24 protein-coding genes are annotated in these 24,607 nt (G+C 42.1%); 4 read left to right on the forward strand and 20 right to left on the reverse strand.

Translation table 11 applies throughout. The annotated features are described in order from the left end of the window. Positions 1-6 precede the first annotated feature (6 nt). From BLW54_RS00645 to BLW54_RS00715, 15 genes are all read right to left on the reverse strand, one after another. Entirely contained in the window at positions 7-1,539 is a 1,533-nt protein-coding gene (locus BLW54_RS00645) for a flagellar hook-associated protein 2 (RefSeq protein ID WP_074733350.1), read from the reverse strand. A gap of 507 nt (positions 1,540-2,046) precedes the next feature. Next, complete coding sequence (locus tag BLW54_RS00650; RefSeq protein ID WP_074732970.1) at positions 2,047-3,300, reverse strand: flagellin N-terminal helical domain-containing protein; 1,254 nt, start codon at positions 3,298-3,300, stop codon at positions 2,047-2,049. Positions 3,301-3,430: 130 nt separating this feature from the next. Continuing rightward, positions 3,431-3,649, reverse strand: coding sequence for a carbon storage regulator CsrA (csrA, locus tag BLW54_RS00655; RefSeq protein ID WP_035506129.1), 219 nt, complete (start codon positions 3,647-3,649; stop codon positions 3,431-3,433). Then, entirely contained in the window at positions 3,636-4,082 is a 447-nt protein-coding gene (fliW, locus tag BLW54_RS00660; protein ID WP_051744008.1) for a flagellar assembly protein FliW, read from the reverse strand. The genes csrA and fliW overlap by 14 nt, the downstream gene beginning before the upstream one ends. 2 nt (positions 4,083-4,084) lie before the next feature. Then, positions 4,085-4,636, reverse strand: coding sequence for a DUF6470 family protein (locus BLW54_RS00665; protein WP_035506130.1), 552 nt, complete (start codon positions 4,634-4,636; stop codon positions 4,085-4,087). 187 nt (positions 4,637-4,823) lie between these two features. Beyond that, positions 4,824-5,717 (reverse strand): flagellar hook-associated protein FlgL, encoded by an 894-nt coding sequence (flgL, locus tag BLW54_RS00670; protein ID WP_035506132.1) that lies wholly within the window; start codon positions 5,715-5,717, stop codon positions 4,824-4,826. 12 nt (positions 5,718-5,729) lie between these two features. After that, positions 5,730-7,289 (reverse strand): flagellar hook-associated protein FlgK, encoded by a 1,560-nt coding sequence (gene flgK, locus BLW54_RS00675; protein ID WP_341853302.1) that lies wholly within the window; start codon positions 7,287-7,289, stop codon positions 5,730-5,732. Positions 7,290-7,304: 15 nt separating this feature from the next. Next, positions 7,305-7,787 (reverse strand): flagellar protein FlgN, encoded by a 483-nt coding sequence (locus tag BLW54_RS00680; RefSeq protein ID WP_035506135.1) that lies wholly within the window; start codon positions 7,785-7,787, stop codon positions 7,305-7,307. A gap of 20 nt (positions 7,788-7,807) precedes the next feature. Next, the gene (gene flgM / locus BLW54_RS00685) at positions 7,808-8,068 is read right to left on the reverse strand and encodes a flagellar biosynthesis anti-sigma factor FlgM (protein WP_074732972.1); all 261 of its coding nucleotides are present in this window, start codon (positions 8,066-8,068) and stop codon (positions 7,808-7,810) included. 88 nt (positions 8,069-8,156) lie between these two features. Continuing rightward, entirely contained in the window at positions 8,157-8,570 is a 414-nt protein-coding gene (locus BLW54_RS00690) for a TIGR03826 family flagellar region protein (RefSeq protein WP_074732973.1), read from the reverse strand. Positions 8,571-8,646: 76 nt separating this feature from the next. Beyond that, the gene (locus BLW54_RS00695; RefSeq protein WP_074732974.1) at positions 8,647-9,312 is read right to left on the reverse strand and encodes a ComF family protein; all 666 of its coding nucleotides are present in this window, start codon (positions 9,310-9,312) and stop codon (positions 8,647-8,649) included. Further along, positions 9,309-10,724 carry an ATP-dependent helicase ComFA gene (locus tag BLW54_RS00700; RefSeq protein WP_083391445.1) on the reverse strand — a complete coding sequence of 472 codons (1,416 nt, stop codon included), beginning with the start codon at positions 10,722-10,724 and terminating at the stop codon, positions 9,309-9,311. The genes BLW54_RS00695 and BLW54_RS00700 overlap by 4 nt, the downstream gene beginning before the upstream one ends. Positions 10,725-10,785: 61 nt before the next feature. Continuing rightward, on the reverse strand, positions 10,786-11,631 hold the full coding sequence (locus BLW54_RS00705; RefSeq protein WP_035506141.1) for a DegV family protein: 846 nt from the start codon (positions 11,629-11,631) through the stop codon (positions 10,786-10,788). A 254-nt stretch (positions 11,632-11,885) separates the two neighbouring features. After that, positions 11,886-12,563: a response regulator gene (locus BLW54_RS00710; protein WP_035506143.1), complete on the reverse strand. Its 678-nt coding sequence runs from the start codon at positions 12,561-12,563 to the stop codon at positions 11,886-11,888. Between the two features lie 173 nt (positions 12,564-12,736). Further along, on the reverse strand, positions 12,737-13,876 hold the full coding sequence (locus tag BLW54_RS00715; protein WP_074732975.1) for a sensor histidine kinase: 1,140 nt from the start codon (positions 13,874-13,876) through the stop codon (positions 12,737-12,739). Between the two features lie 168 nt (positions 13,877-14,044). Between BLW54_RS00715 and BLW54_RS00720 the strand changes: the two genes are divergently transcribed. Continuing rightward, the gene (locus tag BLW54_RS00720) at positions 14,045-14,686 is read left to right on the forward strand and encodes a YigZ family protein (RefSeq protein ID WP_074732976.1); all 642 of its coding nucleotides are present in this window, start codon (positions 14,045-14,047) and stop codon (positions 14,684-14,686) included. Positions 14,687-14,984: 298 nt separating this feature from the next. On the opposite strand, the gene BLW54_RS00725 is transcribed toward BLW54_RS00720, so the two are convergent. Continuing rightward, positions 14,985-16,028, reverse strand: coding sequence for a glycosyltransferase family 4 protein (locus tag BLW54_RS00725; protein ID WP_035506148.1), 1,044 nt, complete (start codon positions 16,026-16,028; stop codon positions 14,985-14,987). A 374-nt stretch (positions 16,029-16,402) separates the two neighbouring features. On the opposite strand from BLW54_RS00725, the gene BLW54_RS00730 reads away from it, so the two are divergent. Next, a complete protein-coding gene (locus BLW54_RS00730; protein WP_074732977.1) occupies positions 16,403-17,863 on the forward strand; it encodes an APC family permease in 1,461 nt (486 codons plus the stop codon). 88 nt (positions 17,864-17,951) lie between these two features. Here BLW54_RS00730 and BLW54_RS00735 read toward each other — a convergent pair whose 3' ends face one another. Beyond that, positions 17,952-21,017: a DUF8508 domain-containing protein gene (locus tag BLW54_RS00735; RefSeq protein ID WP_074732978.1), complete on the reverse strand. Its 3,066-nt coding sequence runs from the start codon at positions 21,015-21,017 to the stop codon at positions 17,952-17,954. A gap of 230 nt (positions 21,018-21,247) precedes the next feature. Here BLW54_RS00735 and BLW54_RS00740 point away from each other — a divergent pair, with 230 nt between their 5' ends. Continuing rightward, complete coding sequence (locus tag BLW54_RS00740) at positions 21,248-22,288, forward strand: LCP family protein (protein WP_074732979.1); 1,041 nt, start codon at positions 21,248-21,250, stop codon at positions 22,286-22,288. A 42-nt stretch (positions 22,289-22,330) separates the two neighbouring features. On the opposite strand, the gene BLW54_RS00745 is transcribed toward BLW54_RS00740, so the two are convergent. Continuing rightward, positions 22,331-22,591 carry a hypothetical protein gene (locus BLW54_RS00745; protein WP_035506151.1) on the reverse strand — a complete coding sequence of 87 codons (261 nt, stop codon included), beginning with the start codon at positions 22,589-22,591 and terminating at the stop codon, positions 22,331-22,333. Between the two features lie 263 nt (positions 22,592-22,854). After that, complete coding sequence (locus BLW54_RS00750; RefSeq protein WP_074732980.1) at positions 22,855-23,064, reverse strand: YkvS family protein; 210 nt, start codon at positions 23,062-23,064, stop codon at positions 22,855-22,857. A gap of 196 nt (positions 23,065-23,260) precedes the next feature. On the opposite strand from BLW54_RS00750, the gene BLW54_RS00755 reads away from it, so the two are divergent. Next, the gene (locus BLW54_RS00755; protein ID WP_074733352.1) at positions 23,261-23,848 is read left to right on the forward strand and encodes a YdcF family protein; all 588 of its coding nucleotides are present in this window, start codon (positions 23,261-23,263) and stop codon (positions 23,846-23,848) included. Positions 23,849-24,037: 189 nt separating this feature from the next. On the opposite strand, the gene BLW54_RS00760 is transcribed toward BLW54_RS00755, so the two are convergent. Further along, entirely contained in the window at positions 24,038-24,499 is a 462-nt protein-coding gene (locus BLW54_RS00760) for a hypothetical protein (RefSeq protein ID WP_074732981.1), read from the reverse strand. Positions 24,500-24,607 lie beyond the last annotated feature (108 nt).

Genomic DNA, 24,607 nt, shown 5'->3' on the forward strand with positions numbered 1-24,607 from the left:
TTACTATTACATTCCTCCGCCGAAGTTTTGCATCAAATAAGCGGATTGTGAGTTCATTTTTTGTATCGCTTTTTCCATAGCACCGAATTCACGCCAGTAGCGATTTTCAATAGCTGTCAAACGATCTTGAAAGGAACTCATGTCATCATTAATACTTTTAATTTGTCGGCCCAACATGAAGTTATTATCTAAACTGGTCGGCTTTCCTGCTTTCCGTTCGATAAACTTAGTCGCTTCTTCTATTGATGTTTCCAGACGGCGAGCTATACCTGGATTAGTGTCCGTGCCAGAAAAAAGCTTGGCCACAGAATCAGGGCTATCCCTCAATGCTGAACGCAGTTGATCTTCATCCACTTCCAACTTTCCGCCTTCACGATAATTGGATGTGGTTGTAATGCCGATTTGGGAGGCCATACTATATTCCCCATCTGTCTCCACAGGTGCATACCAATTTTGACGCATGCTGCTCAATACACCACTAACAACTGAATCCCCTTTAAGCATTCCGCTTTTAGACTTTTCTTCCCAAAGCTCGATTTCTTCCTTTTCCATTTCCTTTTTCTGTTCAGCAGTCAAAGGTGAGAAGTCACGGTAGCGTTTCTCTTCCGTTTTCCCATTCAAATCGTCGATGATTTCATTGTATTTTTCAACAAAGTTCATCACTTTTTCGAAGGAATCATCCACATTGTTAGAAACGCTGACAGTAGAAGTACCGACTTTATTGAACGTGAAATTCATACCATTCAGTGAATAGTCATTTGTATGGGAAGTCATCTCGAATGAATTGTTATAAGTGAAACGGGCGTCAGTCCCACCCCTTTCATTCAATTCCCACCCAGTTCCGTTATTCTTACCATTTTTGATATCGAGTGTATCAGCTAAGAAAGAGGCTGACGTGCCATTGAAACCGATCTCCGCTCCGAGAAAATTACTCTCATCTGTATTAAAATCACCTGTTTCCGTACGCTCGAGCATCACTTTATCTGCCCCTTTATCATAGAAAGCACGGACTCCTAACTCAGAGTCACTAATCTCATCCAGAATATCATGAAGAGATTTTTCACCAGTCACATTGAAAGAGACTGTTGTTTCTTCTCCTCCTTCACCATAGGTCGTGATGGAAAAAGTATCATCAAGACTAATTCCATTGATAAGATTACCTTGCTGATTCTCTAATGTATCATCTGGATCGAACTCACCATTGCTAATGCCATTTTCACTGTAATTGTAAGCAGCCTCAGCTAGTTCTAACACTTCCATCTTGTAACTACCTTCCTCTGCATTAGACACGGCTGTCGCAGATACGGCTGAATCAGAAGAGCGCACTTCTTTGGAGTTATAAGAACGATTTAGTTTCATGTCAAAAGTCATCGTATCCAATTCTGAAAGTTTTTTATTCACATCACGATAAGCATCTCTTTTATATGTAAGCCATTCACGCTCCTGCTCCATTTTATTAAGCGGCTGCTTTTCTGCATTCATCAAATCCTTAATAATTTGGTCTGTATTTATACCAGAAGCGAGCCCACCGATCCTCATATCACTCACTATATCACCCACTTATATTTTTTCATCAACAATATATCTAAGTCTCTCGACAATCGATGCCCACATATCTAGCAATCTTCTTCGGAGGAGTCTCCCTACGCTACTTCCTCTTTCTCATTGTTTACAACCGTTACAGAGTACTTTTCAATGTTTCATTCTTCTGGCCAGTTAACGAACATGAAGTTATAAAACATTCCTCTTGAGAAGTTGCGATTCGGTTATTCGATTTCCTACCTATACCTTCAACAACTCCTTATCTGTATGTAGTTTTCTTTTATATCGGTTAAATGGGATAATTATTAAACCAAACAAATTACATATCTTATTATTTATAATGAGCGACCTCTAATTCTGGTAAGTTCTATAAATCCTCATCCCTAACTTTATTGCCTGGATTAAGTTAGAAAAAACTCTAAAAGGCACAGCTATCAAATAATTCGCAACGTTATATCTAGATATAGAAAAAGACCCTCAAATTTGAGGGCCTTTGTAACTTTATTAACGTAAAAGTTGAAGTACTCCTTGTGGCTGTTGATTCGCTTTTGCAAGCATTGCTTGAGAAGCTTGAGAAAGAATACTTTGTTTCATTTGGTTCATCATTTCCTTCGCCATATCCACGTCACGGATACGAGATTCTGCAGCAGTAAGGTTTTCAGATGATGTACCAAGGTTGTTAATTGTGTGTTCTAAACGATTTTGATATGCACCCATTTTAGAACGTTCAGCAGATACGGATTCTATCGCATCGTTAATTTTTGTTACAGCTTCATCCGATGCTTCTTGATTAGAAATATCAATGCCGCCAACTGCAACTGAAGCACCATCTCCAAGAACCGTAGCAGTAGTAGCAAGAACCTCTTCACTATCAGAGTTTTTAAATGAAATTCCATCATCAGATGTACCTACAACATTTCCATTTGAATCAGACAATTCAAAACCATCAGTTGTATTACCAGATACATTATAATTCCCAGCTTCTAGACCTTTATTCTCTAAAGAAGTAATTGTAGTTGCAGTGGAGCTATCAGATTTCACTGTTCCAGACGTAACAGGAGCATCAAAAGATACAACAGTAGTATCGTCAGTTGGATCTATAAAAGTTTTCCCTCCATCACTAGATTTAGCTACTACTTCACCATCTGTGTCTACTAACTCGTAACCATCTGTATCATTCCCTTGAACATTGAATGTTCCTGAAGATAAGCTATTAGTACCATTATCCGTAATTTCAACCTGTGCATCTCCTGCCATTCCAAGTTTAAAGCCACGCATATCATTAACTTCAAGAGAAAGGTTTTGCCCTTCGTTGGCACCAATTTGGAAGGTACCTTCAAAAGAACCATCTAAAAGGTTTTGCGTGTTGAATTCTGTATTATCACCAATACGAGAAAGTTCTTGGGATAATTGGTCAACTTCTTTTTGAAGTTCTGCACGGTCTGTATCAGTATTCGTATCATTCGAGGATTGTACTGCTAGTTCACGCATACGTTGAAGAATATCGTGTGTCTCATTCAAAGCCCCTTCAGCCGTTTGAATCATAGAAATACCATCCTGAGCATTTGTTTGTGCTTGCTCAAGTCCACGAATCTGACCACGCATTTTCTCAGAAATCGCAAGACCTGCCGCGTCATCCGAAGCATTGTTAATACGGAGTCCTGAAGAAAGTTTTTCCATTGTATTCTGGTTCGCTTGGTTCGCTTGACCTAGTTGACGGTGCGTGTTAAGTGCTGCAATATTGTGATTAATTCTCATTTAAAAATTCCTCCTTGAATCAGTGACCCCACATCCTTGTGGAATCCTCTAATGACAAAACAAAGCCGGCCGACTTATGTAATGTTTTACATTACTTATATCGACCGACTTCCCAATGTTTTTAACCTTTTTATGTATTTTTTAATAGGTGAAGCAATTCCTCGTTCACTTGTGCCGCTTCCGCATTTTCTTTTTCTATCGCTACATACACTTCCTGCCTGTGAATTCCCACATTTTTCGGTGCTTCAATTCCGAGTTTCACTTGTCCACCTTCTACCCCTACAACAGTTATGGTGATGTCATCTCCTACTCTTACGGTCTCTCCTTCTTTTCGGTTAAGAACGAGCATAAGATTCACCGCCTTTCACAGGCTGGATGAGTGGATGCTTTGTTTGATAGTCTGGGTGATTTAAAATCAACTGATTCGCTATACCTTGAGCCGTATTCAAAACAATCGGACCCTGCAGGTTCAAAGTAGAATCCTCAAAAGGATCTCTTAATGTTACGACATTATAAACGGCTATATCTTCTGGATGCTCAAATTTCAAGTCTTCTTCATCAATGTCAAACTCATAATCTTTATAAAAAAGATAAGGGTTCGTGACGATGAGTGAAAGACCTGCTTCCTCAACAGACTGTAACGCATAATATGTACCTAATTTATCTACAGGCAAGAGAACAAAAGAATGATAGCTCTCAAACCCCGGGAGTCCGGTCGGAAAATCAATACAATCCTTCTCTTCTACTTCCATTTCCCCAAAATATTTCGTTTCAATCTTCATGATTACACCTTCCAATCAATCTTCAAATCTGGCATTAGTTCCATTTTCAAATCAACGTTCCCCGGTCGGTAGTGATGTTCAGGAGCGTGTTTCTTCGTATCGATCACCGGTTCATGGGGTTGAATATCAATTTGCGTATCCCCGGGCTGGTATTGGATATCGACGAGATCACGGGTAGGTCTTCCGCCTGATTGATAGGTAAAGCCAAACCCTCCATTACGCTCCGCTTGCGCAGCTATCGGGTTCCCCCCATTTTCAATCCGCATCAGTTCATCTCCTTCACGGGAAACGCGGGCAAGCCCCTCCATCCATTTATTCTTCGCTATCCCGACAAGCTCTTCTGTTCGAACAATCGCATTTTTTAAATCGAGGTTGTGCCAGGCTTTCGTCTGATCGATTGTAAGCTTTCCCTTGTTTTGTTGGATGTTTATTTTCGCTTTCGGCTGTTGAATCGACTGCTCAGCTTTATACTGTTTAATTATTTGTTCGGGTTTTTGAATCGTTATCCCAATTTTCCCTGGCGTTAACTGAACCTGAAGCTTTGGTATGCTCACTTTTCACCGCTCCCTTTATGGTCAGGTTATGCTCGCTGATGATCTGCTTTTGAAAGAGTGCCTCACCCATTTCCCCGGACATTCTCAGTAACGGAAGTCCATATAGAGTAAAGGGATGTAAGCCACAGCAAAGGCTACGTATCAAAAGAAGTCTCAATAAAAAAACTGCCTCATTACGAGACAGCCCTTACCTCAAGAAATCCATCAGGGTCGGCTGAATAATCCGGGCACCGACGCCCATGGCCGCTCTGTGGACACTTTCCTGTGTTTTTAAATTTGTGATCACTTTTTCAATATCCGCATCTTCGTTATCCGACATCATTTTCGTTGCACTCACCTTTTGAGTTTCCAGACGATCCTCTATCAACTCTACACGGTTCATTCGTGCGCCAAGGTCTGCCCGTTCATTGACGATATTCCCGATGTGATCATCGAATTTTCCAAGATAATCACCAAGCTTACCTTTAGAAGCATCCCCTTCCAAAGCTTGGGCGAATGCTTCTAAATCTTTGAACAGGTCCTGATTGAACACGCGGCCTGGTAAAACGTTCGCCTGCAATTTCACTCCTGAAGATACTTCGATCCGGACTTCATCCGCCTCTGTGGCTGGTCCAAGGTCTGTCTCCTCTAACGCAAGGATATCTTCAAATGGAGGATTTGTCGTATCACCGCCATTGAATAGGTGCTTGTCGTTCACTTTCGTGTTGGCGATGGTTCCGATATGTTCTTTCAACTGTCGAATTTCTTTCGCGACGTTCTCCCGCTGTCCTTCATCATACGTATCATTACTCGCTTGTACCGTTAGTTCGCGGACACGCTGCATAGCCTGAGTGGCTTTATCGAGAGCGGCGTCACTGTTGTCCATCCAGTTGTGAACTTCTCCGATATTGCGCTGGAACTGCTCCACTTCTGTTACTTGCTGACGATAATTGATTCCCTTCATCGCTACGACTGGGTCTTGGGAAGGTCTGGTGATCTTTTTTCCTGTTGACAGTTGATCCTGGTATTTCCCCATTTCCGCATAACTATTGCTCAAATTGCGGAGCATATGATTGGATAACATCGATTGTGTCACTCGCATTACTCTCTCTACCTACCTTCCCACTCGGCCCATTTGATTAATGATTTTATCAAGCATTTCATCCACGGCCGTTATATTCCGCGCCGCTGCATTATACGCATGCTGGTATTTGATCATGTTCGCCATTTCTTCATCCAGAGAGACCGAACTGACAGATTGGCGCTGTTCGTCAACAGAACCTTTAAGTGTTCCGGCATTCCTGGACATTCGTTCGGCTTCCTGTGTTTCTACAGCCATTGTTCCGATCATCGATTCATAGAAGCTGGTTAACGATGTTTGTTCGCCGAAATAGTCTCCATTGGAATTGTTTTGTACTTCTGATAACTTCTGTGCGTTTTCACCATTTCCCACCTGGTCCAATACGGCTGCGGCAATGTTATCTCCATCTGTCTTAATATCATCAGATAGTTTAAGAGAACCTGCTAGACCAACTACGACTTCCCCTCTCTCCATATCATTTGTACCGAGATCAAAAAAGTTAGGAACACCATCCCTTTTTCCACTGATCGTATTCAATGATTCCCCTTGTTTGTGGACCTCGTTAAAAGATGTCGCAAAGCCTGTAGCCATCCGATCAAGGTCCAAAAGCATCTGCTGGTAGGTCCCTTTTTGTTCGTCCCCCTCCACATAACCTCCTGATTCGATTAGGCCCTTCAATTTTCCTTGAGAAGAAAATTCTTCGATCGAATAAGAGGCATCCTCCCCGAGTTGGATGCTGTTTGCGAGCGGACCTTCCTTTTCATAATGGACACTCATTTTGTTTACCACATTGGCTGCCCCGTCCACAAGAAGAGCCACAGGTTCTAGAGGTTTCCCGTCCTTACCTACAATGGAAATCGACGCTTTCCCCATAGCCAATGCGTCTGCAGACGAAGGCGTGTCTTCATAGTTGACCTCCACCTGGATATGCTCTGACAATTGATCGATTAAACGGTCTCGTTCATCATACAAATCGTTAGGCACCATGCCGTGGGGCTCCACCTCTGCGATCTGTTGATTGAGCCGCTTCATTTGCCCGGCTAACGAATTAATCTCCTTTACCGTGACATTTGTCTCTCCTTTGATATCTTTCTGCTGGGTTTTCAATGTATGAGACAAATAATTAAAGGTTTCCGCCACCGCTTCTCCCCGCTGACGAACAACCGAACGGGCTCCCGAGTCTTCTGGATTTACAGACAAATCTTGAAGCGACTCCCAAAACCGGTCGATCGTTTTGGCAAGGCCATCATCCGAAGGCTCATTCATCACGGTTTCCAGACGCCCTAATGCATCTGCACGAGTATCGTAATACCCTGACTTACTGCTTTCTCCGCGGAATTGATGATCCAGATACTCTACACGCACGCGTTCAATAGATCCTGCTCGAACACCGCTTCCCACTTGTCCTGGGATTTGCGGACGATTTCTGGAAGCCGGAGGATATGGACCGGTCTGTTCAAAATTGACCCGCTGTCTCGTATAACCTTCCGTATTGGCATTCGATATGTTATGCCCTGTCGTATATAAAGCGGACTGCTGGGTAAAAAGACCGCGCTTGGCCACTTCCAGTCCATGAAAAGTAGATGACATCATTGTTCCTCCTCTGCATTAAGCTTTTGAATCGAAAACGGAACGCTTATTTGAATAACCTTGCTTCCTTCCATAATTCACAGACTGAATCGATGGCTGGAACAAATCAAGGGACATGTTGATGAACTTTAGTGAATGCTGGGTCAACTCGGTGTTCAGCTTTTCCTGCTGTTTCAAATCTGATAACACGAGAATCAACTTTTCATAGATGTTCATAAGGTTTTCTTTTTCTTTCCCCTCCAGCCTGTCAATCATTTCAGAGACCGTCCATTCTCTTGCTTTCAAGTCTCTCTCTTGAGCCCACTGGGTAACAGACTGGACTCTTTGTTTTTCGATTTTTTCGATCGCCTGAACGTGCTTCCGTTCTTGTGTCAACAATTGCTGAATCTCTGATAGGTCATTTGTCTTAAGCGTCTCTGTTTTTTTCTTAGATAAGAACAGAAGACTCTCGTGCAAGTGCTGAAGCTGTTTCATACGCTGGATGACCGGTTCAATCGTCATAATGATTCTCCTCTAGACTTTTACTTAGACCAAAAGTCGAGCATTTTCTTCGCTGCCGCTTTTGAATCAACCCTATAATTGCCTGTAACAACATCTTCCTTCACTTGTTCAATAAGTTTTGCCCTGGCGGATTCGCTTTTCCCGGATTGCTGCATTTGCTTAGCTGTCTCCGAAATCTCAACCTTATCCTCCGGTTGTTTTTTTAGTCCCGCTTCTGCCTGCTTATGGATTTGTTTCTGGTAGGGATTGAGATTCGATTGATTGGGTCCGTTGATTTTCATTGCCATCACCTCATTTTTTATGCCGTCTGTCTATTACCCATTATATCGGCAGTGAGGATTGAGATATAAATCATGCTTAAGATTCATTTCACCATGAATAATAAGTCCTTATTCCTTTCTCGCGCTCCCTTTCTTCTTTCCTAGATTCGATGGATTTCTTTCTCTCCTGAGCCTCCATCCCTTTTTGGATCGAATGTTTACACTCGGGACATAAGCGATTTTCCTTGATCGGTGAACCACATTTCTCACAACCGTACCTTATATTGGGGAAATGGGCAGGATGGAGCCGTTTTTGCTTCAAAAACTGGCGGACCTGCCATTCAGAAACGCCGGTCCTTTCCTCGATTTGTTCGACAGTTGCTGTACGATTTTGCTTTTTTCTTAAAAAAGTATAGACGGTCTGAAAATCCTGTTCCTCCTGTTTTAGGCAAGCCGTACAGACCGCACTGGAGCCTTTTACAAAAAGTCCCTTACATCGTGAACAGTTCGCTAATTCCTCCATAGGTTTCTTCCTCCATAATCTCTATTTATCTATTATATCGGCAGGATGAAGGGGACTCAAAAGTCCCAGAACAAATTCATCGAAAAATAGTGAATGAAGAAACCGATGAGCAGCCTTGTTTTTTTAACAAATCAGCCATGTGACGGACGGTCCTTCCCGTTGTATAAATATCGTCAATGATGACCACAGGTTCTGAAATAGAGAGTTGTAATGTAAAAGGATTCAACGCATGCATCCGATCCTTTTTGCCGCGTTTCGACTGTTTTTCACCATGGGTACGATCAAAGATCGCCAAAGGTTCTTCTTCTAATACCTTAATGATGGCGTCCGATTGATTAAACCCTCTTTCCATAAGGCGCTGTACGCTGAGAGGAACTTGGACCACTTTCCTTCCTTGGTATCCAGCGCTGAGCCACTTTTTTTGTATTTCTTCTTTAAAAGCTTCCACAAGTACGTAGTCCCCTCGGTATTTCCAGCGGGCGACGAGTTCTTTATTAAATTCATTGTACTTAAAAACGGATACATTCCTATCCAATAGACCCGGGTGACTTTCGAACCATTGAAGACAATCCTTACACGTGAGTTCCTGGTCGGGCCGGTGGCAGGACGGGCAGCAGGGGGAGTAAATCGGTTCCAACAGGTGGGAGCAATGGTTGCAAATCTTTTTTCTCTCTGGTGGTTTTAAAAAGGTCTGCCAAGTGACATCCCGGATGACTTCCTGCTGACAAATGATACACCTCACAACTTTCTTCCCAGCCTGTTCATATATTGAATGGATGATATAGCATCGAGCATCTCATCTGTTTTCCCGATATGATAGAAAACGACTTCTCCTGTTGGGTCATCCGGACTCCGGCCGGCTCTTCCGGCAATTTGGACAAGCGCAGCTTCATCAAAAACAACATGTCCCGCATCAATGACGAAAACATCAACAGACGGAAAGGTAACCCCCCGTTCCAATATCGTTGTTGTGACGAGCACCCGATATTCTTTATTGCGGAAGGCAGCAATCTTCTCCGCACGTTGAGAGTCCTCTGCATGAACCGCCTGTACTTCATAGTTGAGCTTTTTAAGAGATGCCGCTATTTCTTCAGCCCGCTTGATGGAAGGGAGAAATAGGAGCAGTTGTCTTGGTGTAGATTGTTGTGTAGATATGTGGTGAAGGAGCTTTGGAGGCAGCTGGTTATTCTTCAAGCAGCGGTGGAGCGTAGGCGCAAGCTTCAGTTTCGGCACAGGGAGGGGGTGACCATGGAAACGTTTCGGGATAAATACAGCTGGCAGATCCTTTGACCGTACTCGCTTCTTTTGTTTTTTCCTTGGTGTTGCTGTGAGATAAATAATCGCAGATACAGGCTTCGCAGCCCTTTCACTGGCATAGTGGAGCGAAGGGTCGTTGTGAAAAAGAAAAGCATCCACTTCATCAATGATCATCACATCAAACGCACGGGCAAAACGAAGCAGCTGATGAGTTGTAGCTATGATAAAGGAGGCATTCCCATCCTTTTCTGGACTATCTCCATAAAGTGCCTGAATGTTCACGTCTGGAAATGATTTTTGAAATCGAGGCAGTAACTCTCGGACCACGTCTGTTCTTGGCGTAGCGAGGCAGACGCGTTTCCCTTTGTGCAGTGCCGCAGTGATCGCCGGAAAAAGGATTTCTGTCTTGCCGGCGCCACATACAGCCCAGATCAATTTTTCTCCATGACCCGTCTTAACAAGACCGGTCAGTTCATCGGCTGCTTTTTGCTGATGGACGGTCAGGTCACCAGACCAGCTGCAAGGGGATTCATAAGCAGGCCATTGAACCGACGAACTTCCGTACAAAAAAGGTTCACACGCCATAACTCTCCCCATTTGAATGCAGGCACGACAATAGAGGCATTCCTTTTGACAGGAAGCGTGAGGCATTTTTGCAAATAGATAGGTTTTTGTGTTACCACACCGACGACAGCGATGTCCCCAGGCGAAGGATTCCATACTTTCTATTTTAGTTAAAATAGATTGTTGCAGAAGCTGTTCGATTTGTTGGTTACTGAAAGGAATTTCCTGAGGCAGCAGGAGCTTTCCGGCAATAGCCGGATGATTGTGTGGAGGATTTTGTTGAGGGACCCAGGAGAAATCATTGTGAAGATAATTTTTGAAGATTTTGATCATGATCACACCATCCTAGATAAGAGTAGAGCCTGCTTGAGTCTCACAAACAGGCTCTATCTCGTCAGGATTGACGATACCATCCAAGACCCATAGCTCCTTCACCTAGGTGCGTACCGATGACTGGACCGAAATAGCTGAGAACGACTTCTACATTGCTATGTTTTTGCTCCAATTCTTTTTTGAGTTCTTCCGCTTCTTCCAGACGATTAGCGTGGATGAGACAGGCTTTATAAGTTCCATCTTCTTCCACTTCCTCCTCAAGCAGGGAGAGGATTTTCTTGATGGCTTTTTTTCTGGTCCGGATCTTTTCGAAGGGGACAATTTTCGTGTCCACGAAATGAAGCACTGGCTTCACTTGTAAAAGGCTTCCGACAAAAGCCTGGGCTCCATTCAAGCGACCGCCTCTTTGCAGGTGGCTGAGGTCATCGACCATGAAATATGCGTTCATCGATTGTTTCATTTCGTTTAGTCGGCTGATGATTTCATCAGGTGTGGCTCCGTTTTTGGCAAGCTCCGCCGCTTCAAGGGCGTAGAACCCCTGCATATGACAGCTGATTTCAGAATCAAAAACACGGACATCGATTTCCTCGACCATTTCACCTGCTGTAACCATTGCCTGATACGTCCCGCTTATTCCACTGGATAAATGAATCGATACGACCGAATCATACTCCCGCGCCAATTCTTCAAGTTTTTCTGTCATGATACCGATCGAAGGCTGTGAAGTTTTAGGAAGTTCCCTGCCCTCTTTCACCATATCGTAAAAATCATCCGCACTTATATCGACTTCTTCCTGGTAGGATTCATGACCAAAAATGACATTCAACGGAACCATATGTATATGGTTGGCTCTTCGTACATCTCTTGGAAGGTAAGCCGTGCTATCGGTGATTACCGCTGTTTTCATCGACCCAACTCCTTATCTCTTTTGACTTTATGTGGATATATGTACACTCTCATCTCTATTATTCTCTCACCTTCTATTTTACATGAACCCTCCTTACAATGCACCAACAAACTCTAAAAATCAAACGGGCATTTGGAAGAAAGTGGGGGACCAGGTCATCCACCTCAATAACTCGTCTATGCCCGCTTAGGACAAAAAAAGACTGCTTCTCAGGTATCCGTTGATACCTGGGAAAGCAGCCTCTACTAATTTATTTAAATGACTTCGACCCAGCCATTCTTGATAGCTGTAACAACAGCCTGTGTACGGTCGTTGACATTCATTTTTTGGAGGATATTACTCACATGGTTCTTTACCGTTTTTTCACTAATATACAATGCTTCCGCTACACCTCGGTTGCTGTTCCCGTCCGCCAACAGTTGCAGCACTTCACATTCACGGCGTGTAAGCAGATGCAGTGGTTTCCGATATTCAATCGTACGATAAGCACTGCTTCCATTGCTATCAGCAAGGCGGCGATATTCTGCCACCAGGTTGTGTGTCACTTTCGGATGCAGGTAAGATCCTCCTGCACCTACAACTTTAATCGCATCGATTAAGGCATCAGAATCCATCTCTTTAAGAAGGTAGCCCTGTGCTCCCGTTTTCAATGCATGAGTGACATAATTTTCATCATCGTGAATCGATAGAATAATCACTTTCATTTCCGGATAACGTTTCGTGATTTCAGCTGTCGCCTCTACTCCGTTCATGCTCGGCATATTGATATCCATCAGAACAACATCCGGCATATGCTCTTCGATAAGATGAATCGCTGCATCACCGTCGTCCCCTTCGGCTACAACTTCAAAACTGGATTCAAAATCCAAAATTCTTTTTACGCCTTCACGGAATAATTTATGATCATCAACTAGGACTATTCTGGTCGTCATGGTCATTTCCTCCTGTTTCTCATACATAGAATGGGTTTTTTTAATCCCCTAACCTATTCTTTCTCTCTCTATTCGCTGTTTTTATCTGTTTTTTTGAGAAATATGAATCTACCCTAATCCTATCCTGTATTATAAACGATTCACGTCCATTTACATAGTTATTCGACAAAATATCAATTTATTGGCAAATGAATCGTGACAATCGTCCCTTCTCCTAGGCTTGAATCAATGTTAAGTTCGCCCTCTAACATGTCGACTCGCTCTCTCATTCCGACTAAGCCAAAGGATTTCTCTTTCTTTTTGGATGTGTCGAAGCCTTTGCCGTCATCTTTGACGATGATTGTAGCTGCAGCTGGCTTCATTTCAACTTTCACTTTAATTTCAGTTGGCTTTGCATGCTTAACCGAGTTCTGAACGGCCTCCTGAACAAGACGGAACAATGCAACTTCATATTTCGTCTCAAGACGCCGCTCTTTACCGAAGGAAGCAAAAGAGATGGTGATCGCTTTGTTGTAATCTTCTATGGTCGCTAAGTACTTCTTTAATGTAGGAACAAGTCCAAGGTCATCAAGCGCCATGGGCCGTAAATCATAAATGATTCTTCTCACTTCATACAAAGCTGACCTTACAAGCGCGCGTACACTTTTGACTTCCTGCATAGCCTCTTCGACACCCCGCTCACGGTAAGTCCGGTCCACGAGGTCCGATCGAAGCATGACGTTCGCAAGCATCTGAGCGGGGCCATCGTGGATTTCCCTCGATAAACGACGCCGCTCTTCTTCCTGAGCTTCGATGATTTGTAACCCGAATTCCTGTTTTTCCTTGGCATCCTCCAGCGCGTCACTCACATGCTTGAAGTCCTCAGTCAAGTAATTCAGGACAACAGAAATTTTCCCACCAAGGGCTTCAGCCCGACCGATGGTTTCTTCTAAATTCCGTAATCGGATCTCCAAATCATCCCTTCGCTCACGCAACTGCTTTTCTTTTTCGCGTTTCATAGATAAATCCATCTGCAATTCATGTGTTTTTTCATACACTTTGCGGATTTCATCTTCAGAATACTTCTGGAACTGTTTGCTGACTTCTGATAAGCGCATCCTTGAAAAACGGACTTTCTGGTCAAGCTTGTCCCCCTCATCAATAAGAGAAAGAACCTGCTTTTTCGTTTCTGTCAGTTCTTTGTTCAGCTTTTCAAATTCATTCCGGGATTCTTCACCAATTTGAAAAATTTCATCTTTGCTGTTGGTGACTGTCTCAACCATTTCATTAATGATTTGGTCAAGGGCAATATCCCCAGTCTTTTGTACACTCATCATTAGTCCCTCCATCAATATTCACATAATCATTCGTAAGTCCCATGTCCATTTGTGGGGGTGATTTATAGTGAAAATGCATTTTTATGTAGAATCATGAACAGGTTTCATTCGTTTGCCGTTTTATTAGCCCCTCGATATAATGAAGCTTTAGGAGGTTGTGAGATAATGTTAGAAAGCTATTATACCGTAAAACCAGAAGGATCAGAAGAAGTGACCATACAAAAATCCCGCTTCATCGGTTACGTCAAACGTTGTGAAACAGAAGAAGAAGCGCAGGACTTCATCGCTCAAATAAAAAAGAAACACCATGACGCGACACATAATTGCTCCGCCTACATGATTGGGGAACAAGACCTTATTCAGAAAGCGAATGATGATGGAGAGCCAAGCGGTACCGCTGGCGTACCTATGCTTGAGGTCTTGAAAAAAAGAGGGCTGAAGGACACAGCCGTAGTCGTCACCAGATACTTCGGAGGAATCAAACTGGGAGCAGGCGGTCTCATCCGCGCCTATGGGTCAACGACATCAGCGGCTATTAATACGACAGGTGTGGTGAAAAGACAATTGATGCAGGAGATGAAGGTGAAAATAGACTATCACCTGCTCGGAAAAGTCGAAAATGAAGTAAGAAACTCAAAGTACACATTAGAGACCGTAAACTACTTGGATCATGTGGAATTAATAGTATATGTAGAAAGCGGCTTGGAAGATGAATTTGAAAAATGGATGACGGATTTAACCAGTGGTCAGGCCATGATTGAAAAAGGAGAAGCTTCCTACGTAGAATTTGACGTCGAACCCGAGTAAAGGGCTCATATCTGCATGAAGCACGGCAAAGCTGAACATATTCCTAATGGACAGTCACTATCATTATTCTAAATGCAGTTAAAACGGTTTCATTTATAGCCGGGGGTAAGGATACAAGTGATGAATGAAAAGCCCACCTAGACCTACAGAACCCATTTGCTGCAGAAGACCATCCCTTCCACCCAAGAGGAAAGGTGAACTCATGTAACTTCTAGCCCTTCCCGTATTTTTATTAGTAATAAAGATTAAACCAGTCCCCACACAAAAACGGCTCCCTTCCTAAGGGAGCCGTTCATTATTATTTCTGTTTTGGACCTTTGATCATGTTCAAGATCGGTTTGTAATTTTTGCCAATCAATCCAGTCATTTCTACAATCATTTCAATCATTAACAACACCATGGCGATCACAATAACCGCTCCGTACATGGTCGCCTGCGAAAAAATTACGGCTGCAAGGCTGAATAAAGAACTGACAGCATAGATCATAAGGACAGACTCAGGATGACTGTAACCCAAATTAAGCAGACAATGGTGCAAATGGGATTTATCCGGTGCTGACAATGGTTTACGGTGAATAACCCTTCTTACAATGGCAAACAAAGTATCAGATATAGGGACACCCAAGATGATAATAGGAATAATAAAGGAGAATAAGGTGACATTCTTAAAGCCAAGCAAGGCAAGCACACTGATCATAAATCCTAAAAATAAGGCCCCTGTATCTCCCATGAAGATTTTTGCTGGGTAAAAATTATAAACAAGAAATCCTAACGTACTTCCTAACATCATTAAACCGGCAAAGACTACAAAAACATTGCCCATTGTGATGGCCATCCCTGATATCGTCAATAAAGCGATCGCAGAGACACCAGCAGCAAGTCCATCCAGGCCGTCAATCAAATTAATAGCATTCGTAATTCCGACTATCCATAATATCGTAATCGGGATGCTTAAATAACCAAATTCGATTTGCCCGCCAAAAGGAAGGTTGATGAAGTCAACTTGAACTCCGCCAAAGACGACGACCAAAGTGGCAAGCAGCTGTCCACCAAGTTTTACTTTTGCTGACAACTCCATTAAGTCATCGAGCACCCCCGTAATAATAATGATCGTTGCCCCAATTAAAACTGGCCATGTATAGTCACTATTTGGAAAGAAAAATAAAATCCCCAATGCAAAACTAAGGTATATCGCCAATCCGCCTAATCGCGGCATCACATTTTTATGAACTTTACGATGGTTTGGTTGATCGGTGGCACCGATTTTTAATGCTATTTTCTTGACGAGCGGTGTGATCAAGATTGAAGCGATCAAGCAAAATAGCAAGGCCTTGTACTCCATAAAGACCCTCCTCAGGTTTATTATGTCCTCTCCCAAAAGTCATAAGCTGATATAAAATTTCCATATTTGTCTGTATAATTACGTTCTCTTTATTCCATATTAACCGTGAAAAATTATATCACATGAAAGCCATTTTGAATGTAACGATTTCATTACTTTTCTTTAGCCCATCCCTCTTTTTTGAAACATTCCCATTAAGGATTGCCATCATCAAACAATTCCCCCAACAACCAGCCATCGGATACAAATCTATGACTCGATTCATATGTATTTTTCGGCAAGGCATGTGTAACTTCCTTTATCATAACAAATCATTTGAAATTTTTTACACACGATTCAAAATTTATCTTTCACTTATATCAGGGGGTTCAATAATGGCTAATCGAGAACGAAGAAAACTGGAGAGATCATTGAAGCCCCATTGGGTCTGGGCGATTGCTTTTGGATCAGCGATCGGGTGGGGAGCTTTTGTATTACCGACAGACTGGATTGGACAAGCAGGACCTATCGGGGTCGTCATTGGGTTATTACTAGGAGCCGGTTTAATGATGATCATTGGAGTCAGTTACGGTTTCCTCATTGAAAAGTTTCCGGTTACTGGGGGTGAATTTGCTTACGCTTACATTGGTTTTGGCAGAACCATCGCTTTTTTTGCCGGATGGTTTCTTACACTTGGATATAGTTGTATCGTTGCTTTGAACGCTTCTGCTTTAGCTTTGCTTACAAAGTTTCTTTTTCCTGACTTTGTCCGAACCGGTTATTTATACACGGTTGCCGGTTATGAAGTGTCAATGATTCAAATTGGAATTGCCAGTCTTGTTTTGATTATTTTCGCACTATTGAATATCCGTGGGGCCAGTTTCTCAGGACAAACGCAATTTGTTTTCAGTTTAATTTTAATTCTTGGCATTATATTACTGGCAGCAGGTACTGTATTTACAAAGGGACCAAGTCTCTCGAATATCCCCCCTGCCTTCCACCCTGAACAAACAGCACTAGTTTCTATCCTAACGATATTAGCCATTGCGCCGTTCGCTTATGTTGGGTTCGACAATATTCCTCAGGCAGCTGAAGAGTTTAAGTTCGAGGCAAAAAAAGCGTTCAAACTTATAATTTGGTCTCTACTTGCCGCAGGGATTGCGTATAGTGCAATGATCTTAATTACTGCGAGCACCATGCCTTGGCAGGAACTTCTGTTTAAAATTTCAGTATCTCAATCTGTATGGGGGACGGGCGATGCTATCGAGAGTTATCTCGGAAAAGCGGGAGTATGGATCATAGCTGCAACGGTTTGTATGGGCATCTTCACTGGACTGAATGGTTTTTTTATATCAGCAAGCCGATTAACATTTTCAATGGGACGGGCAAGAATACTTCCCGATCTATTCCGGAGATTACATCCAACCTACAAAACTCCGTATATGGGCATATGGTTTACCTTAGCTATTTGCTTAATTGCTCCATGGTTTGGAAGAGAAGCTTTATTATGGGTCGTGGATATGTCTTCAACGGGAGTAGCGATTGCTTACTTTTTTTGTACCGCTACGGCCTACAAATTCTTCCGCTGGAGAAAAGGGACAGAATCAGAGGGCAAGTCCAGAACGGTCGCTCCATGGAGGAAATTATGTTCGTTAATAGGCATGATCAGTGCTATAGGGTTTCTCGCTTTACTTTTGCTCCCATTTTCACCTGCGGCCCTTGGGAAAGAATCTTACATTGCCTTATTGATCTGGGTGGTGCTTGGCGTCATCTTTTATGGCTTCAATGCGAAGAGGTATAACAGTATAGATGAGAAAGAAATGAATTATTTAATATTGGAAAAAGAAGAGATATAAAAAGTCCCCGCTTAACCAGCCAGGGACTTTCGTTATTAAATGTAGTTTATTTTTCTTATATTTCTTCCCCATACCCTGGGGGCTTGAATTACTTCAAATGAATCTGAGCCAAAACTGGATCATGATCGCTGGCTCGGCCGTCTGCTTCGGAGAAGTCTGAGTTAATGTTAATCGTTTCCACTTTCGTACGTTTAGCCATATGGTTACTGACTAGAATATGATCCAGTACTTGAGAGTTTCCTTGATAAATGTAAGTATAACGCTCTTCTTCAGGAAGCTCTTCCATCATATTCGTTAACACATCACCCTTCAATGTTTGAACAGGTGCAGAGAATTCAAAGTCATTCAAATCACCAAGCACAACTACATTGGAGTTGTCCATACGATCTTCCACTTTTTCAACAAAGTCGTTCAATACCTTCGCTTGCTTCTGACGTTGGACTTCACTGCCAAGCACGATAGGATGCTCGGATCCAAAGAGCGCACCATCGCCGCCTTTCGAATTAAAGTGGTTCGCAACCACCACAACCTTCTCCCCATTAAATTCAAATTCAGCAGCCACCGATTTTCTGGAATCCTCAAAGGCTTCATTCAATGGATCAATTCGACCCGGGTTTAAGGTTAATCCGTCTTCGTCTACATCTACAGCTGTTACCGCATCACCACTTGGTTTATCTGTCAGCGCCACACGTTCTGGATTGTAAATGAAGCCGACACGAATGTTTCCTCCCGGTTGTCCGCCATCTGCTTTATCTAATGGGGCTATATCGGTGTATTCATATTCTGGGCCGCCCGCTTCAACGATAGCATCAATCAATGTCTGATAGCTCTCATTGGCTTGGACTGTCCCATCATCTGTCGGTCCATTATTATCCTGAACTTCCACAAGGCCTACCACGTCCGGCGTGTTCAAGTTTTCAACCATGGACTCAGCAATTCTTTGTACTTTTTCCGGATCCGTGCCAGCATGGAAATTCTCCATATTATAAGTAGCTACTGTCATTTTCGGTTTCAAACCTTTAAGTTTAGCGGACTCCCTTTTCGTATTGCCGTCCTGAAGTTCTGGCAAATCGCCTGCAACGCGAATTTTATAATTGCTATAATCATAACTGACGACACCCGTAATCGAATCATCAAAATAATCGCCCGTCTTAGCCTTTACATCAAAACCATCGACATCAATAAGCATCCGTTCAGGGTTATAGTCCTCTGGAGAGATTAACAATCCTCCTGCTCTTGTGAAACCCTGATCCTCCTTTGTTTCTACATAAACAGGAAGCTCGTCATATTTAACAGGACCTGTAACTTTAGGTTCCGGAAGTTCAATCAACATCCCTTCCAGACTTTCATAAAAATCAAGGCCATCTGTGGTCGGATCAAATGATTCCATTTGGTCATCTTCAACCACTTCCGTTGGCTGTTCCCTATCTACACCTATAACGACAGGATCAGGTAATGGATGATTGGAAGATACCACGCTAACTTCCGAGGCACTGATTTGTGTTGTTAAAAGGTCCGCTGCATCGTAGTATCCTTCTTCACGCCATTCCGTAACTTTACCTGTAACAGACACTACATCCCCTGTTTCTAAACCAGAAGAACGTTTGTACACATAGATTCCTTCCGATGTAGCTATATCATCATCGGGAGTCAAGGACTGGATATAGAAACCGTTATTTCCATCCAATTTCGTCACAATTCCTTCCACACCTTTGACTTGTTCCCCTTCATAAGGTGACGTATGGCTTGCGCCCTGGATGTCATGAATCTCCACGTCATCTAAAGCTTTCAATGCGGTATAACTAAACACAGCTACCTTACTTGTATCGCCATTCGCGCGCACAACCACTGCCTTCACCGTCGTATCTTTTGTAATCACAATCGGAAATTCATACTTACGACTTTCTGCTGTCGGTTCGGAGCCGTCAGTCGTATAATGAATGGTTGCATCAGGCTCTGCCGTATCCAATGCCACTTCCGTCCCTTGTACCACTGCTCCAGCTTCAGGATCAGCTGTCACGGCAAATACTTCTTCAATCAAATCGGATTCCGTTCGTGGAATCAGTTTATACTCATTAAAGCTGTAATCCACTACACCTTTGACTTGTTCAAAGGTATCTCCTACATTCAACATTTCCTCATTTTGTGGCTGGATGAGAAATGTGCCTTTTTCATCTTTTGCTGTAAATTCCCCATGTTGATTTTTGTCCGTAATTTCCACATGGTTCACTTGCACAAATTCACCTTCTACTTCTTCCCCATTAGAAGGTGAAAACTGGGAACTATCCACTACTTCTGGCTGTGGGATCCCTGCATCACTCTCAATAACCTCCACACTTGCTGAAGAGGTCAAAAGTTGTGCCATTCCGTAATAATCGCTAGTTTCGCCCTGGGCTTGAACACGGTCACCTGGATGAATATTTAATCCTGGAGCACGAACAATAATGCCGGCTGTTTCGTCTTGTATGTATAGATTTGTTTGTCCGCCTGCTTCAAATGCAGCTGTAACCACACCCTCTACTCGTACTGTTGTCCCCTCTTCTGTTTGGCGTGCATCTACTACCGTTTGAAGATCAGCTTCCTCTTCTTCTGGCATTTCGTAGCTTCCAAGATACTCAAATGTATCTTTATTATACGTATCCCATTCTTCCCTTACTTGAAAAGCATTCTCAGGGTCTCTGTCACCAGTTATCACTTCTGCTTTCCGAACAAGTGTGAGGTCCTTGCCAAACTCTTCTGTAGCACCGATTTGGCCAATACTGTCTACAGCCCCATTATCATTTTTTAATACAACCACGTCATCACCATTAAAATTCGTGACTGTACTGTTCACGTCAGCGATCGCTTGGAGTTCATCCCCCGCGCTGGAATGTGTAAGAACATAAACCTCTCCATCCGATAATTCACCTGACATTGGAAAGGTATATTGCGGGTTAGTATTACCGTTTGTGTACAACTCCATCGTGTAATCGGACAGGTCTACACTCTCCCCTGTTCCATTATAAATTTCCAACGCTTTATTATAACTGGAACCTTCCACATATTCCGAAATGATAAGGTCATCCATTCCTTCAGCCTTAGCCGAAGAAGTGGGTACCACTATATAACTTAAACCCAATAAAGCCATTAATAACAAATGAAACAGCTTCTTCATTTTACTCTCCTCCCTTTCTCCTTGGTTATTCATCCCTAGTATATAAGATTCAGAAAAAAGATTATATTTATATATCGTAAAAAAATGTAAACGATACCAATGGTGCATGAAATTATGACTAATTTTTACAGCAGTTTTACGAATAATATGACAAAAGATGCGTAACTATTGGATGTTTTCAACTATGGTAAAATATATAGTCGAGAGGTTAGAAAATTGAGGTGTTATCGTTGGCAAAAAGAATTGTAAGAGTACGAAGACGTAAGAAGAAGAAAAAACTACGTTTATTAGCTGCTCTTTTATTTACGATATCGTTAGTGGTAAGTGGAGGCTTTTACTATGTTACCCAAGTATATACCGCTGCTTACGAAGGTTTAGACAGAGGCGAGAAATCTGACTTACGTGAAGAAGCTGTAGATGCCCAGGAAGATCCGATTTCTATTCTTCTTATGGGAGTAGAGGATTATTCCACAGACGGAAAAGCTGGACGAGCAGATACACAAATTGTATTAACGCTGGACCCGGATACGAACAAAATGACGATGACAAGTATCCCGCGAGATACCATAGTCGATATACCAGCATCGAAAGTCCACCAAAAATATGCAGGATCCCATAAAATCAATGCCGCTTATTCTATAGGAGAAGTCTCAGGGTATGGCGCTGAAAAGCTTACAGTAGAAACAGTCGAAAGCTTGCTCGATATCCCAATCGACAAATATGCGACGGTCAATTTTGACGGATTTATTGAAATTGTCGACCTTCTCGGTGGTATAACGATAGACGTCAAAAAAGGGTTCTGGGAACGAAGCAGTCTCGACTATTATAAGAAGATAGAATTTGAAGAAGGACCAATGAAAATGAATGGAGAGGAAGCTTTAGCTTTTGTACGTATGAGAAAACGGCCTGCTGCCGTATCTTATACTAGAGATGAAAGACAAAGACAATTCATTAAAGCAAGCATTGACGAAGCTTTGTCACCTGGCACCCTTCTCAAAATAGGAGACATGAAAGATGTCATTGGTAAGAATGTAAGTACGAATCTAACTCCAGGAGAAATGCTCAGCTTGAGAAAAGCGTTCTCTTCAAACAATACGTCTGTGGAAACAGTAGAAATCGATGGAGCAAATGAGCGTTTGAATGACGGGTTGTATTATTTTGTACCAGATGAAGAAAGTGTGGAAGACGTGAAGTACAAATTAAGAAAATCTTTGGACTTGCCGGTCTCGCAGCAAAATACAACAAGTGAGTACGAGAATACAAATCAATAAAACAAACAAAAGGGATTTCCTATTAATAGGAAATCCCTTTTGTTATGATGCTGGTTTGAAAATAAGAATCCCGTTCACTCTACTGAAGTGAAAGGGTCCTACATATTTTTCAACAGAAGAATCCTCTGCATTTTCTATTCCGATCGTATGTATGCTTTCTAAATTATCCAAAACCCGCTTGAACGTATCTTCTGTCAACTGCCTCAAAGGTTCAATTACAATTGTCCGATCGATTCGCACACTATATCGAGCACTTAGGGATAACTCTTTATGCTCTAATAACAATTTAGTCAATTGCGGCAATAAACTACACCCTCTCCTCAATCGTACGTAAGACTTTTCACCAATTACTAATATATAGAACATTCTCTTTTTAGAAAACAGTATAACGGACTAGTAATTATTGATTACGGATGAATATTTTACCAAAAAAATTTAAAATAATGAAAGCTCCCGGTTTCGTAAAGACTTCTCTAATCTGCACCTAGATACCATCGCTAGACTCGTGAATTTTTACTCTGGACATAAAAAAACCTTTCCCCTTTTCAGAGGAAAGGACTTCTATTTTACTCTTCTATAATACGATAGTTGGTATGAGCAACAACCGTCCTATCGTAGTCAAAATCGATTTCATCTAAGTTGTCCATAATGGTCAAGTCCACAATAACGGACTGCTGACACTGACTCGGAAGGACTCTGCCTTTGAAAATGATGTCATTTCTCTCAAATGTTACGATTTGCCCAGGAATGGCAATGCGATCATCAGGTTGTATCATATCTCTCTACCCTTTCTCTTCCTCGTATTTTGAATAAACATTACACTAAATTAACAAACAATTCAAACAAAACTTTTACAATATATGTTACTATTTTCGACATGATTATACAAGTAAAACACTTTTTGGTTTCAGAATCTCCCCAGGAGTTATATACTAAGTAATTACATTACATAAAGAAATGCGAGTGATGTTGATGCCACCTATTCATAAATTAAAGAAAGTCATTCTCGGTTTTTTCCTGTCCTTCGTCCTGTTTATTATCGGAGGAGCGATTACTATTTTTATATTAGGGACTGATTATTTAACCATGGATGACTCCCCGCCTCCCTCTACCACCGATGCCATTATTGTATTAAGTGGAAACATAGAGCGACTGGAACATGGTGCTGAACTTTTTAGGAATGGCGGGGCTGATCACATGATTCTGACTAATTCTACAGAAAATGGAACTACCAAGAAAGAGGCCATATCGCTGGGGGTGCCTGGGCAAGCGATTATAGAAGAACCTTCCGCTCAGAGTACATATGAAAATGCAAAATTCTCAATGGAAGTTATAAAAGAAGAAGACTTTGAATCAGCCATCGTAGTGACAAGCGATTATCATTCACGCCGTACGAAGATGACCTTTGACGATATTTATGATGAGGAGGCAGACCTCTACTATTCCTTTGCCGATTCAGGTTTCGCCTCATCTGATGGATTGTCAGAACAAGAAAAAATGATTACTTTCAGTGAATACGCAAAAATCATAGGATATTCATTCCGTTTACTTTTTGAGTAAACGAATAAGAACTACCTATTTATTCATCAAATAAATAGGTATGGACGTAATTGGATAAAGATTTAAAACATTCACTAAGCACGGGAAGACTCTCATCCGTCTCTTATCCTATAAAAAGATTATAAGGCTTTTACAGCTTCCTACTTAACGAGTAGGGAGCTATTTGGGATAACTGCTTAGCTGCTTTTTTTATTTATTGTAATCCCATAAGATTCTCCACTCTCCCTTTTCTTCTGTAACATAAACATCCTGGTGCAGTTGAAAATGGCCATACTTCCCTTTGTAGGTCTGTACGACTTTGGTATGATACACACCTTCTAAGGACTTCGCTCCCTTTTCCATTGTCCACTGATCGAGTTTGCTCACGTTCCCTATGGAAAACTCAAACGTGTCTACTCCAAAGTGATTCATAAATACATGAGCACGGTCTTGTATGTAATGTCCCTTAGTAAATTTTTCTTTCATCTGCGAGTGCAAAAGCTCCCAAGAATCAGAAAATTCCCCTTGCTGTTCATGCAGATAAAACCTTTCCACTACATTTTCCGCCCGGTGAACAGGACGCGTCATAAAGAAAACGGTCACCCCGATGGCCATAATAAGTGTCAAGGCTAGGAATAAGAAGATCATCTTTGGTGAACGGTTTGGCTTCATTTTATCCCCCTCCTTTACTTACGATATGCACTCCCTACCTAAAAAAGAAAAGCCTGACCCCAATTTGAAAGACAGCTTTAATGAAAGTTAAAAACAGACGATTGTAAT

The sequence above is a fragment of the Halobacillus karajensis genome, assembly GCF_900108515.1.
Classification (GTDB): Bacteria; Bacillota; Bacilli; order Bacillales; family Halobacillaceae; genus Halobacillus; species Halobacillus karajensis.

What these genes read in the sequence shown, in the direction of transcription:
- BLW54_RS00715 (WP_074732975.1), bottom strand. Translation starts at nt 13,876, where the DNA reads ATGAGTGTACAAAAGACTGGGGATATTGCCCTTGACCAAATCATTAAT.
- BLW54_RS00650 (WP_074732970.1), bottom strand. Translation starts at nt 3,300, where the DNA reads ATGAGAATTAATCACAATATTGCAGCACTTAACACGCACCGTCAACTA.
- BLW54_RS00700 (WP_083391445.1), bottom strand. Translation starts at nt 10,724, where the DNA reads ATGATCAAAATCTTCAAAAATTATCTTCACAATGATTTCTCCTGGGTC.
- flgK (WP_341853302.1), bottom strand. Translation starts at nt 7,289, where the DNA reads ATGATGTCATCTACTTTTCATGGACTGGAAGTGGCCAAGCGCGGTCTT.
- BLW54_RS00730 (WP_074732977.1), top strand. Translation starts at nt 16,403, where the DNA reads ATGGCTAATCGAGAACGAAGAAAACTGGAGAGATCATTGAAGCCCCAT.
- csrA (WP_035506129.1), bottom strand. Translation starts at nt 3,649, where the DNA reads ATGCTCGTTCTTAACCGAAAAGAAGGAGAGACCGTAAGAGTAGGAGAT.
- fliW (WP_051744008.1), bottom strand. Translation starts at nt 4,082, where the DNA reads ATGAAGATTGAAACGAAATATTTTGGGGAAATGGAAGTAGAAGAGAAG.
- BLW54_RS00760 (WP_074732981.1), bottom strand. Translation starts at nt 24,499, where the DNA reads ATGAAGCCAAACCGTTCACCAAAGATGATCTTCTTATTCCTAGCCTTG.
- BLW54_RS00710 (WP_035506143.1), bottom strand. Translation starts at nt 12,563, where the DNA reads ATGACGACCAGAATAGTCCTAGTTGATGATCATAAATTATTCCGTGAA.
- BLW54_RS00645 (WP_074733350.1), bottom strand. Translation starts at nt 1,539, where the DNA reads ATGAGGATCGGTGGGCTCGCTTCTGGTATAAATACAGACCAAATTATT.
- BLW54_RS00705 (WP_035506141.1), bottom strand. Translation starts at nt 11,631, where the DNA reads ATGAAAACAGCGGTAATCACCGATAGCACGGCTTACCTTCCAAGAGAT.
- BLW54_RS00680 (WP_035506135.1), bottom strand. Translation starts at nt 7,787, where the DNA reads ATGACGATTGAACCGGTCATCCAGCGTATGAAACAGCTTCAGCACTTG.
- BLW54_RS00735 (WP_074732978.1), bottom strand. Translation starts at nt 21,017, where the DNA reads ATGAAGAAGCTGTTTCATTTGTTATTAATGGCTTTATTGGGTTTAAGT.
- flgL (WP_035506132.1), bottom strand. Translation starts at nt 5,717, where the DNA reads ATGCGAGTGACACAATCGATGTTATCCAATCATATGCTCCGCAATTTG.
- BLW54_RS00725 (WP_035506148.1), bottom strand. Translation starts at nt 16,028, where the DNA reads ATGGAGTACAAGGCCTTGCTATTTTGCTTGATCGCTTCAATCTTGATC.
- BLW54_RS00750 (WP_074732980.1), bottom strand. Translation starts at nt 23,064, where the DNA reads ATGATACAACCTGATGATCGCATTGCCATTCCTGGGCAAATCGTAACA.
- BLW54_RS00755 (WP_074733352.1), top strand. Translation starts at nt 23,261, where the DNA reads ATGCCACCTATTCATAAATTAAAGAAAGTCATTCTCGGTTTTTTCCTG.
- BLW54_RS00690 (WP_074732973.1), bottom strand. Translation starts at nt 8,570, where the DNA reads ATGGAGGAATTAGCGAACTGTTCACGATGTAAGGGACTTTTTGTAAAA.
- flgM (WP_074732972.1), bottom strand. Translation starts at nt 8,068, where the DNA reads ATGAAAATCAACGGACCCAATCAATCGAATCTCAATCCCTACCAGAAA.
- BLW54_RS00720 (WP_074732976.1), top strand. Translation starts at nt 14,045, where the DNA reads ATGTTAGAAAGCTATTATACCGTAAAACCAGAAGGATCAGAAGAAGTG.